The 11,969-nt window shown below is 35.3% G+C and carries 12 protein-coding genes; 10 read left to right on the forward strand and 2 right to left on the reverse strand.

Annotation, left to right across the window (positions count from 1 at the left end; translation table 11 throughout):
• Positions 1-116: 116 nt before the first annotated feature.
• A complete protein-coding gene (locus V7S50_RS13605; RefSeq protein WP_242253257.1) occupies positions 117-416 on the reverse strand; it encodes a WGxxGxxG family protein in 300 nt (99 codons plus the stop codon).
• Between the two features lie 180 nt (positions 417-596).
• Between V7S50_RS13605 and V7S50_RS13610 the strand changes: the two genes are divergently transcribed.
• The 8 genes from V7S50_RS13610 (at position 597) to V7S50_RS13645 (ending at position 9,782) form a co-directional block, all read left to right on the forward strand.
• The gene (locus V7S50_RS13610) at positions 597-1,565 is read left to right on the forward strand and encodes a YbgA family protein (protein WP_242253259.1); all 969 of its coding nucleotides are present in this window, start codon (positions 597-599) and stop codon (positions 1,563-1,565) included.
• Between the two features lie 216 nt (positions 1,566-1,781).
• Positions 1,782-2,927, forward strand: coding sequence for an acyl-CoA dehydrogenase (locus V7S50_RS13615; RefSeq protein ID WP_242253260.1), 1,146 nt, complete (start codon positions 1,782-1,784; stop codon positions 2,925-2,927).
• Between the two features lie 15 nt (positions 2,928-2,942).
• Positions 2,943-4,280 (forward strand): acetyl-CoA carboxylase biotin carboxylase subunit, encoded by a 1,338-nt coding sequence (locus tag V7S50_RS13620; RefSeq protein WP_242253261.1) that lies wholly within the window; start codon positions 2,943-2,945, stop codon positions 4,278-4,280.
• A gap of 26 nt (positions 4,281-4,306) precedes the next feature.
• Positions 4,307-4,522, forward strand: coding sequence for an acetyl-CoA carboxylase biotin carboxyl carrier protein subunit (locus V7S50_RS13625; RefSeq protein WP_001985297.1), 216 nt, complete (start codon positions 4,307-4,309; stop codon positions 4,520-4,522).
• A gap of 21 nt (positions 4,523-4,543) precedes the next feature.
• Positions 4,544-5,455: a hydroxymethylglutaryl-CoA lyase gene (gene mvaB / locus V7S50_RS13630; protein WP_242253262.1), complete on the forward strand. Its 912-nt coding sequence runs from the start codon at positions 4,544-4,546 to the stop codon at positions 5,453-5,455.
• Positions 5,456-5,459: 4 nt separating this feature from the next.
• Positions 5,460-6,248 carry an enoyl-CoA hydratase gene (locus V7S50_RS13635; protein ID WP_063224868.1) on the forward strand — a complete coding sequence of 263 codons (789 nt, stop codon included), beginning with the start codon at positions 5,460-5,462 and terminating at the stop codon, positions 6,246-6,248.
• 2 nt (positions 6,249-6,250) lie between these two features.
• Entirely contained in the window at positions 6,251-7,792 is a 1,542-nt protein-coding gene (locus V7S50_RS13640; protein WP_242253263.1) for an acyl-CoA carboxylase subunit beta, read from the forward strand.
• A 49-nt stretch (positions 7,793-7,841) separates the two neighbouring features.
• Positions 7,842-9,782 (forward strand): AMP-binding protein, encoded by a 1,941-nt coding sequence (locus V7S50_RS13645; protein ID WP_242253264.1) that lies wholly within the window; start codon positions 7,842-7,844, stop codon positions 9,780-9,782.
• A 280-nt stretch (positions 9,783-10,062) separates the two neighbouring features.
• On the opposite strand, the gene V7S50_RS13650 is transcribed toward V7S50_RS13645, so the two are convergent.
• Positions 10,063-10,320: a hypothetical protein gene (locus tag V7S50_RS13650; protein ID WP_313897234.1), complete on the reverse strand. Its 258-nt coding sequence runs from the start codon at positions 10,318-10,320 to the stop codon at positions 10,063-10,065.
• Between the two features lie 597 nt (positions 10,321-10,917).
• On the opposite strand from V7S50_RS13650, the gene exsK reads away from it, so the two are divergent.
• Together exsK and V7S50_RS13660 are read left to right on the forward strand one after the other, a co-directional pair.
• Positions 10,918-11,265 carry an exosporium protein ExsK gene (gene exsK, locus V7S50_RS13655; RefSeq protein WP_242253266.1) on the forward strand — a complete coding sequence of 116 codons (348 nt, stop codon included), beginning with the start codon at positions 10,918-10,920 and terminating at the stop codon, positions 11,263-11,265.
• A gap of 120 nt (positions 11,266-11,385) precedes the next feature.
• Positions 11,386-11,925, forward strand: a complete 540-nt coding sequence (locus V7S50_RS13660; protein WP_242253555.1) for a GNAT family N-acetyltransferase — start codon at positions 11,386-11,388, stop codon at positions 11,923-11,925.
• Positions 11,926-11,969: the final 44 nt, after the last annotated feature.

Genomic DNA, 11,969 nt, shown 5'->3' on the forward strand with positions numbered 1-11,969 from the left:
AAGTGTGAATTACATATACTACTTTTATGCAAATAATAAATCGCCTTTAAAAAGGCGATTTATATTCATTATTTATTTTTGATAAATAAGTACTTGTTTACTAAAAATGTTCCAAATTAACGTGTTTCTTTGTCTCTTCTTCTAAGACCTAATAATCCTGCTAGTCCTAATAAACCGAGCCAAGCCCAATTATTATTTTTATCACGATTATCATTTAAATCATTTGTCGTATTTACATTTCGAGTTCTCACATCATTATTAACTCTGTCTAAGTTATTGTCATTAACTCGAGTTGAAATGTCAGTGTTATTAACTCTATTCATATTATTTCCATCGTATTCAGCTTGTGCAGCTGTACCTAAAAACATAATAGATAGTGCTAAAACACTTAAAATAGATGATAATTTCTTCTTCATAACGCTCCCTCCTTTCTTATGTATTAATTTCTCCAGAGCATGTGTGTATTATTCGTTTCACAATGTCTAAACCATCATTATAGAGCGCACATTAATAAAACTACATGAATCAAACTTTGCTTAAAATGTAAAACTGAGTACAATTTATATTATATGGACTAGCACTAAGGAGGTAATGAAATGCGACAATTTGCTAAACCTAAAATTGTTGTAAGTAAATGTTTAGAATTTGATGCTTGTCGTTATAATGGAGAGATGATTCCAGATATAACAATTCGAAACTTACAGCCATTTGTTACATTTATACCAGTATGTCCTGAAGTAGAGATTGGTTTAGGCGTCCCTCGTGAAACGATACGAATTGTAGAAGAAAACGGTTTGAATAAACTTGTACAACCGTCGACACGAGAAGACGTTACTGAAAAAATGGAGGGATTTTCAAATGAGTTTTTACAAACAATATCTGATGTGGATGGTTTTATTTTAAAGAATCGTTCACCGAGTTGTGGTACGCGTGATGTGAAAATTTATTCTGGTTTTGAAAAAGCACCAGCAATAGGAAAGGGACCTGGCTTATTTGGCGGAGCAGTAATAAAAAATTTTTCGCATCTTCCAATTGAAGAAGAAGGTAGATTGTCGAATTTTATTATTAGAGAACATTTCTTTACAAGGTTATTTACAATAGCTTATTACAAAATGATTAAACATAATAAAAATATGAAAGACCTTGTATCGTTTCAGTCGGACAATAAATATTTATTTATGGCATATAATCAGGTGAAACAAAAAGAGTTAGGGCGTATTATTGCAAATCAAAAAAATGAAACGATCGAAGTTGTATTTGAAAAGTATGAGAAGACCCTATATGAATTATTTATGCGCACACCCCGCTATACATCGAATGTAAATGTATGTGAGCATATTTTTGGATATTTTAAAACAAAGTTGAAAAAACAGGAAAAAGATCATTTTTTAGGAATGATACATAAATATGCAGAAAAGAAAATACCACTTAGTAGTTTACTTGCAATTTTAAAATCATGGACCCTTCGATTTGATGAAAAGTATTTATTAAGACAAACATATTTCGAACCATACCCTGAAGCTTTAGTAGAAATTTCAGATTCGGGAAAAGGTAGAGATTATTAAACATTAAATTACATAATTCGACAAAAAAACTCCTATGTTGTTGTAGAACAATGTAGGAATTTTTTTGTGCATTAGTACAGAATCTGTTTTAAAATTAAGTTATGACAGAATTATAGCAATTGTCTAACTAATATTTTTGTCTTTTAAGAAGTAATGTTTGTAGTAGAAACTCGCACGCTGTCGAAACTCAATATTCGATAAGGGGTGTGTAGCGGTATGGAATTTACTCTAACTCGCGAAAAACAAATGATTAAAGAAATGGTACGTGACTTTGCTGAAAAGGAAATCGCACCAAAAGCGGTATATTATGACAAAACTGCGGAATTTCCATATGAAACATTTCAAAAAATGGGCGAACTAGGATTATTAGGCATCCCATTCCCTGAAGAGTATGGGGGTTCAGGTGGCGATACTGTATCGTACGCGTTAGCAGTTGAAGAAATTGGTCGTGCTTGTGGTGGGACAGGATTAAGTTATGCTGCAACAATTTCATTAGGTGCTTCTCCAATTTATTATTTCGGTACAGAAGAACAAAAGCAGAAATATTTAGTTCCAATGGCGTCAGGTAAAACATTAGGTGCTTTCGGATTAACTGAACCTAACGCTGGATCTGATGCAGGTGGTACACAAACGAAAGCTGTATTAGATGGAGACGAGTATGTTATTAATGGTGAAAAGTGTTGGATTACAAATGCAGAGTATGCAAATACAATTATTGTAACCGCTGTCAACGGTGTTGAAGACAATGGTAGAAAACGCATTTCGGCATTTATCGTACCAACTACAAGTGAAGGATTAACAATCTCAAGCCCTTACGATAAGATGGGTGTTCGTGCTTCTAATACATGTGAAATCGTACTTGATAGTGTACGTGTACCGAAAGAAAATATACTTGGTGATGTAAATAAAGGATTTAAACAATTCTTATATACACTTGATGGAGGACGTATTTCAATCGCAGCATTAGCAGTAGGTATTGCGCAATCTGCATTTGAACGTGCACTGCAATATGCGAAAGAGCGTCAACAATTTGGAAAATCCATTTCTAATTTCCAAGCGATTCAATTTAAATTAGCTGATATGGCTACTGAAGTAGAGTTAGCGCGCAATTTAGTACATAAAGCAGCTTGGTTAAAAGATAACGATAAACCTTTCGGTAAAGAAGCGGCTATGGCAAAACTTTTCGCATCTGAAGCAGCAAGCCGTATTGCAAATCAAGCAGTACAAATTCACGGTGGATACGGCTATATGCGTGAATATGAAGTGGAACGACATATTCGTGATGCAAAACTATTAGAAATTGGTGAAGGAACTTCTGAAATTCAACGTCTCGTAATTGCAAGACATTTAGGATGTAGATAAAAAGGAGGAATCACTATGTTTCAAAAAATATTAATTGCAAATCGCGGAGAAATCGCAGTTCGTATTATGAAAACTTGTCAAAAACTTGGTATTCGCACAGTTGCTATTTATTCTGAAGCAGATGAAAATGCACTCCATGTAAAGATGGCAAATGAAGCTTACTTAGTAGGTGGGCCACGTGTCCAAGAAAGTTATTTAAACCTTGAAAAAATTATTGAAATCGCTAAGAAGACAAACACTGAAGCAATTCATCCGGGATATGGATTATTATCAGAGAATCCGTCTTTCCCGGTTCGTTGTAAAGAAGAAGGAATCATATTTATCGGGCCATCAGAAGAAATTATTATGAAGATGGGAAGTAAAATCGAATCACGTATTGCAATGCAAGCTGCAGATGTCCCAGTTGTTCCAGGTATTACTACAAATATTGAAACTGCTGAAGAAGCAATTGAAATTGCGAAACAAATTGGTTATCCATTAATGTTGAAGGCATCCGCAGGCGGCGGAGGCATTGGAATGCAGTTGATGGAAACTGAGCAAACGCTCACCAAAGCATTCGAAAGTAATAAAACAAGAGCGCAAAACTTCTTTGGTAATGGAGAAATGTATTTAGAACGCTATATAGCTGATGCACATCATATTGAAATTCAGCTTTTAGCAGATACACATGGTAACACAGTGTATTTATGGGAGCGTGAATGTTCAGTACAACGCCGAAATCAGAAAGTAATTGAAGAAGCCCCTTCACCATTTTTAGATGAGGGTACGCGAAAAGCGATGGGTGAAGTTGCTGTACAAGCTGCCAAAGCACTAGGATATACAAATGCAGGTACAGTTGAGTTTCTTGTAGATGATCAGAAGAACTTCTATTTCTTAGAGATGAATACGAGATTACAAGTAGAGCATCCCGTTACAGAAGAAATTACTGGATTAGACCTTGTAGAACAACAACTCCTTATCGCAAGTGGCGAGAAACTATCGTTTACACAGGATGATATAAAGCGCAGTGGTCATGCCATTGAGGCTCGTATTTATGCTGAAGATCCGAAAACTTTTTTCCCATCACCTGGGAAAATTACAGATTTAACGTTACCGACAAACGTACGTATCGATCACTTTTTAGAGAATCATGTAACAATTACACCTTTCTATGATCCAATGATTGCAAAAGTTATTGCTCATGGTGAAACGCGTGAAGAAGCAATTTCGAAATTACATGATGCTTTAGAAGAATTAAAAGTAGAAGGTATTAAAACAAACACGCCAATGCTGCTTCAAGTATTGGAAGACGATGTGTTCAAAAGTGGTATTTATACAACGGGTTTTGTAACGAAACAACTTGTTAAAAAATAAGATTTATGAATATTAAGGGGGAAAAAATGATGACGAAAGTATATGCATCGATGGCAGGAAATGTTTGGAAGATAGTTGTAGGAGTAGGAGATACAGTAGAGGAAGAGCAGGATGTCGTCATTTTGGAATCTATGAAAATGGAAATTCCAATCGTTTCAGAAGAAGCTGGCACAGTTATGAAAATTAATGTGCAAGAAGGCGATTTTGTAAATGAAGGAGATGTATTGCTAGAAATTGAATAGGGAGATATAGGGGGAAGCGAATTGAAACTACCTAATTTTGCTGTCATTAAAGAAGTCGGGCCACGTGATGGCTTACAGAATGAAAAAAAGATTGTTGGCACAAAAGATAAAGTAAAATGGATTCAACTACTTACAGAAGCGGGATTATCGTATGTTGAAGTTTCCTCATTCGTTCACCCTAAATGGGTTCCGGCATTAGCAGATGCAAATGATGTGTTTTCTGAGCTGAAAAGGGATCCAAATGTTACATATGCAGCGCTTGTTCCAAATCAAAATGGTTTGGAACGAGCTTTTTTGCAAAATGTAGATGAGGTGAATGTTTTTTTATCAGCAAGTGAATCTCATAATAAAAGTAATATTAATAAATCAATTAAAGAAGCATTAGTTGTAATTGAAGATATAACAAAACAGGCATTATTCGAAGGGAAAAAGGTAAGAGGCTATGTTTCTACTGTATTTGGATGTCCTTATGAAGGAGATATAAGTACCGCAGCAGTTGACGAATTATGTGATCAACTATTTTCATACGGCATTTATGAAGTATCTCTTGGTGACACAATTGGTGTAGCGAATCCGCTACAAGTAGAGCGAGTATTAGAACATTTATTAAAGAAATACGATGCTTCGCAGTTTGCAATGCACTTCCATAATACGTACGGAATGGCTCTTGCGAATGTAGTTAAGTCATTAGAATATGGTATTACAACATTTGATAGTTCTTGTGGTGGCCTTGGGGGCTGTCCATATGCACCAGGAGCATCAGGTAATGTTGCAACTGATGACTTAGTTCATATGCTTCATAAGTTAGGTGTCCAAACGAATATTGATGAAGAGAAGTTATGGAGAGCTAGTCAATTTATTCAAAGTAAATTAAATATCCAATTACCGAGTCATGTGTATAGAGCGCTTCAACATAAAACGATAAGTAGGTGAGAAGATGCTACAATTACAAAACATTTCAGTTAATTATGTAACACCTCACGTTGTAAAGATTTCATTGTATCGTGAAAGACAAGCAAATTCATTATCTTTAGCGTTATTAGAAGAGTTACAAAACATATTAACTCAAATAAGTGAAGAGTCAAATACTCGTGTAGTTATTCTAACAGGTGCTGGTGAAAAAGCGTTTTGTGCTGGTGCTGATTTAAAAGAACGCGCCGGTATGAATGAAGAACAAGTTCGTCATGCTGTTAGTATGATTCGCACTACTATGGAGATGGTTGAACAATTACCACAGCCAGTTATTGCTGCTATAAATGGCATCGCACTAGGTGGTGGTACGGAATTAAGTTTAGCTTGTGATTTTAGAATTGCGGCTGAATCTGCAAGTCTTGGTCTTACTGAAACTACACTTGCAATTATACCAGGAGCAGGTGGTACACAGCGTTTACCAAGATTAATTGGTGTTGGGAGAGCGAAAGAATTAATTTATACAGGAAGACGTATTTCGGCGCAAGAAGCAAAGGAATATGGTTTAGTAGAATTTGTTGCACCAGCTCATTTACTTGAAGAGAAAGCGATTGAAATAGCAGAGAAAATTGCTAGTAATGGTCCTATTGCTGTTCGATTAGCAAAAGAAGCAATTTCAAACGGTATTCAAGTTGATTTACATACCGGATTACAAATGGAAAAACAAGCGTATGAAGGTGTAATCCATACGAAAGATAGATTAGAAGGATTACAAGCATTCAAGGAAAAACGCACACCAATGTATAAGGGGGAGTAAATATGTTAGACCAAAAACAACAATCGAATACATTTGAAGAACGAGTTGAAATGATTAAACAAGGCGGCGCACCAAAATATCATGAACAAAACAAAGCGAAAGGTAAACTATTCGTTCGAGATCGCTTAGCTCTTTTATTTGATAATGGTGAATATGTAGAAGATGCATTATTTGCAAATTGTGAACAAACAGGATTACCTGCTGATGGTGTTATAACGGCAACGGGTAAAATACATGGTCGTACTGCATGCGTTATGGCAAATGATTCGACTGTAAAAGCAGGATCATGGGGCGCACGTACAGTTGAAAAGATTTTGCGTATTCAAGAAACAGCAGAAAAATTACGCGTACCATTATTTTATTTAGTTGACTCTGCTGGCGCACGTATTACTGATCAAGTTGAAATGTTCCCAGGACGCCGCGGTGCAGGAAGAATCTTCTATAATCAAGTGAAATTATCAGGTAAAGTTCCTCAAGTATGCTTGTTATTTGGACCTTCTGCAGCTGGTGGTGCGTATATTCCAGCCTTTTGTGACGTTGTAATGATGGTTGAGGGAAATGCATCCATGTATTTAGGATCTCCTCGTATGGCTGAGATGGTTATCGGTGAGAAGGTAACTTTAGAAGAGATGGGCGGAGCTCGTATGCACTGCTCTGTATCAGGATGCGGAGATGTTTTATGTAAAACAGAAGAAGATGCAATTACGCAAGCAAGACAATACATTTCATATTTTCCAAACAACTACTTAGAAAAGACTCCATTGGTTACACCTCAAGAACCGAAACAATTCGATAAAACGTTAGAACAAATCATTCCAGAAAATCAAAATGCTCCTTTCAATATGAAAGATCTCATTAATAGAGTTATTGATGAAGGCTCTTTCTATGAAGTGAAAAAATTATTTGCTCAAGAACTAATTACAGGTTTAGCACGTATTGATGGTAAGCCAGTTGGTATTATTGCAAATCAACCGCGAATGAAAGGCGGCGTATTATTCCACGATTCAGCTGATAAAGCCGCGAAGTTTATTAATTTATGCGATGCATATCATATTCCATTATTATTCCTTGCAGATGTACCTGGATTTATGATTGGTACAAAAGTAGAGCGTGCTGGTATTATTCGCCACGGTGCAAAAATGATTTCTGCAATGAGTGAAGCAACTGTACCAAAAATTTCTATCGTTGTTCGTAAAGCATATGGCGCTGGTTTATATGCGATGGCAGGTCCAGCCTTTGAACCAGATTGCTGCCTAGCATTACCGACAGCTTCTATTGCGGTAATGGGTCCAGAAGCCGCGGTTAATGCTGTATATGCAAATAAGATTGCAGCTTTACCAGAAGAAGAGCGTGATAGCTTCATTGCTGAAAAACGTGAAGAGTATAAGAAAGATATTGATATTTACCATTTAGCATCAGAGATGGTCATTGATGGTATTGTTCATCCAAACAATTTAAGAGAAGAGTTAAAAGGACGATTCGAAATGTATATGAGTAAATATCAAGTATTTACGGATCGTAAACATCCTGTTTATCCAGTTTAGAAGCCCTATTTAGGGCTTTCTTGCTCAAAAAGTCAAGGAGGGGAAAACATTGAAACAAGCAGTTTGGTTTCCAACAGAAGAGTATAAAGAAAAAACGCGTTTATATGGTTGGATGAAATCATTGAGTTATGAAGATTATGAAACGTTTTATAATAAGTCAATCGAAGAAACAGCTTGGTTTTGGGGAGAAGCTGAGAAAGCGGTTGGCTATCAATGGATGAAACCTTATACAGAAGTGCTAGATTTAGAAAATGGTACGCCGTTTGCACAGTGGTATAATGGCGGAACATGTAACGTTGTAGAATCAGTTTTATCACGCTGGCTTGCAGATGATGAAACAAGAACGCAAACAGCGCTTCAATATGAAGGGGAAAATGGAACTTCAAAATCATTTACATATGAAGAACTTGATAGCTGGGTAAGTCGCGTTGCAAACGGATTGAAACATGCGGGTATTGAAAAAGGTGACCGTGTAACAATTTATATGCCGATGATTCCAGAAACAGTTGTTGCGATGCTAGCTGTTATGAAAATCGGAGCAATTATTTCACCAATATTCTCAGGATTTGCGTCAGATGCAGTCATGACACGTGTGCAAGCGGCAGGGGCTAAAATGATTATTACTGCCGATGGTTTTTCACGCCGAGGTAAGATCGTTTCATTAAAAGCTGAAGTAGATAAAGCTTGTGAGCATTGTCCAACTGTTGAAAAAGTTGTTATCGTGCGTCATGCAGGAAATGAATTTACACCGCATAATTATGATTTCTCATGGAGTACGTTAGAAAAAGAAAAGCCATTTGTACATGCTGAAGAGATGAAGAGTGATGATCCGTTAATGCTCATTTATACATCAGGTACAACTGGGAAACCAAAAGGAACAGTACATACACATGCTGGTTTCCCTTTGAAAGCTGCATTTGATGCAGGATTTGGAATGAATATCAAACAAGGTGACCGTGTATTATGGGTAACGGATATGGGATGGATGATGGGACCATTTCTACTATTCGGCTCTCTCATTAATGGAGCAACGATGGTTATGTATGAAGGTGTTCCAGACTTCCCAGAAGCAGATCGTTTATGGGAGACGGTTGATAAATATGAAATTACACATCTCGGTATATCACCAACATTAATTCGTGCGTTAATGGCAAAAGGTGATGAGTATGTAAATAAACATTCATTAAAGAGTTTAGAAGTATTCGCATCAACAGGTGAACCTTGGAATCCAGACCCTTGGATGTGGCTATTTGAAACAGTTGGAAAAAGTAATGTACCAATTTGTAACTATTCAGGCGGTACTGAAATTTCTGGTGGAATTTTCGGAAACGTCCTTATTAAACCAATTGCACCGATTAGTTTTAACTCTTCTTTACCAGGAATGGCAGCGGTTGTGCTCGATGATCAAGGTAATCCAATTCGTGATGAAGTTGGAGAATTATGTTTAGAGAAACCTTGGGTTGGTATGACGAAAAGCTTCTGGGAAGACGATGAGCGTTATGTGAACACATATTGGTCACGTTTTGAAAATAAATGGGTTCATGGTGACTGGGTGATTTATGATGGTGAGCAATATATTATTACAGGACGCTCAGATGATACGCTAAACATTGCCGGAAAGCGTATTGGACCCGCTGAATATGAATCTATTCTTGTGAAGCATAATGATGTCATAGAAGCTGCCACGATTGGTGTACCTGATGATGTAAAAGGTGAAGTTTGTCATTGTTTTGTAGTATTAAGGGACAATGTAACATTTACAGGAGAGTTAAAGAAAGAATTAATGAGTTTAGTAAACTCTCATATTGGAAAAGCATTATGTCCAAAAGATATTCACGTTGTAGAAGATTTACCAAAAACAAGGAATTCTAAAGTAATGCGACGCGTCATTAAAGCTGCTTACTTAGGAAAAGAATTAGGTGATTTATCATCACTTGTAAATCCTGAAGTAGTTCCGTTTATTCAAGGGTTGCAGTCTAGTAAATTATAAAATTAAAAAGGAGCTCTATTTAAATAGAGCTCCTTTTTAATGTTTATAAATAAAGAAGAGAGAAGAAGTAAATTTGAAGTAGAAAAATTCTACTATTAGTGTTAAGTATGTTTGTTTTATAGTTTTTATCAAAATACGCTACTGTGGCATGCCCCTTCAATGGAGAGAAACTAATTTACAATAACAAAGTGATGACATAGAGTGACCGCTTATATGTCTGTTTAAATTTTTACATGTTAATATACAAAAAGCTGACTATATTCAGTCAGCTTTTTATATATTACATTCTAGTATTTATCGGTTCCAAAAGACATTTTCTTTCCTCTAAGTTGACATTCAAAATGTTACCAATTATTTCTTTTACAATGACAACAAATAAAGAAACATTTACAACGACACTTATTTCGTTTAGAATTCCAATCATCATCACAATGATGCTTTTCTTTAGAACTCCACCAATCATCATCACAATGATGCTTTTCTTTAGATTTCCACCAATCATCACAACAATGCTTTTTCTTAGAACTCCAGCAATCATTTTTCCAGGACATTCTTTTATACCTCCCTCCAATAGGATTCATATTATTCTATGTTTTAATAACAAAGTGGCTTGTTTATTAACCTATTATTTTACCTTTATATGATAGAGTGCTTTCTACTAGATATTAAATTCATTCAAACTATGCTAATTTTCAAGAGATAGTGGTGAGAACTACTAGTTAAGATATTGATCAATAAACACTTGTTGAAGAAAACGTACTGATTATAAATAATATCTTATTTTGGAGTATGCTTTACTGAATGTATACTTCACAATTGGAAAGGAAAAACATACTATATTACTGCAAACACAGTCTAAGTATATGTGAAGTGATAAGAAAATCTAGTGCCTCTTTAAGGGGTGGCTTATAAAAAAATTGTTTGAGAAAGTGGTGTCTAACCATTAAATTCAGCAGGATAAAATCCAAGTCACCTTATTAAACAAGCCATTAATTATTAGAAGTTTGTTTTTATAATTAATAATGAAATGGATATATAGTACAATTGTTTGTTTTTTTCTTTCTATGCTTTTACCTCGTACACTTTGAAGCTAGTGGACATACTATATTAATAGAAATGATTAGGGGGTGAGATTTTGGGATATCGTTATAGTAATTCTAGAAAAAAGTGTTCATGTAAACAGTGTTCATGTAAACAGTGTTCATGTAAACAGGATGATTGTTGGGACGTTTTTGAAGAGTGTAAAAAAGAACATGAAGAGCAAAATAAGGCATGTGACTGTTGCTGTGTACAAGGAATTAGAGATGAACTGAGAAAGTTAGTAAACAGATCAGTGCGCATTACAACAGGAAGTAATAATAATTATGCAGGAACTGTTTCTTCAGTCACTTGTGATGTTGTAAAGCTTGCTAATAGTGCTGGGGTAGTTACAGTAATTATTTCAGTTTGTAAAATTGAAGCGATTGAACCATTGTTAACATAGGAAACATAGCATAATTAGGCTATGTTTTTTGTAAAGCCATTCTTATGAATGGCTTTATTTTAATTTCGTATAAAAGGAGAATATATTCTATATATAGAAATAAGTTTGAGGATATATAGAATGGTGTATGAAAGGAGAATGAAGTTGATTAAATTAGAACCCTTTAAAAGATCCGATTTCAAACAATTAATAAATTGGATTGATTCCGAAGAGTTTTTAATACAATGGTCAGGAAATGCATTTGCATACCCTTTAAATGAACAGCAATTAGAAAAATATATAAAAAGCACAAATACACTTGCATTCAAAGTAATAGATGAAGAGAGTAAAGAAGTTGTGGGGCATATTTCACTTGGGCCAATAGACAATATAAATAAGTCTGCAAGGATTGGAAAAGTGCTAGTTGGTGATACGAAAATGAGAGGACGTTCTATAGGAAAGCATATGATGAAGGCAGTACTACATATTGCATTTGAAGAATTAAAACTACATAGGATAACTCTAGGTGTTTATGATTTTAATACGTCGGCCATTTCATGTTATGAAAAAATAGGATTTGTAAAAGAAGGCTTACTAAGAGAGTCGAAAAAAGTAGGGGAAACGTATTGGAATTTATGGGAAATGAGTATGTTAGAATATGAATGGAGCGTTAAAAAATAATTGTTTTCTATAATTATGTTATGTTAATTAAAAGGGGTTTGGTG

Origin of the sequence: Bacillus sp. CCNWLW194 (assembly GCF_037120585.1) — a bacterium.
Lineage (GTDB): Bacteria > Bacillota > Bacilli > Bacillales > Bacillaceae_G > Bacillus_A > Bacillus_A basilensis.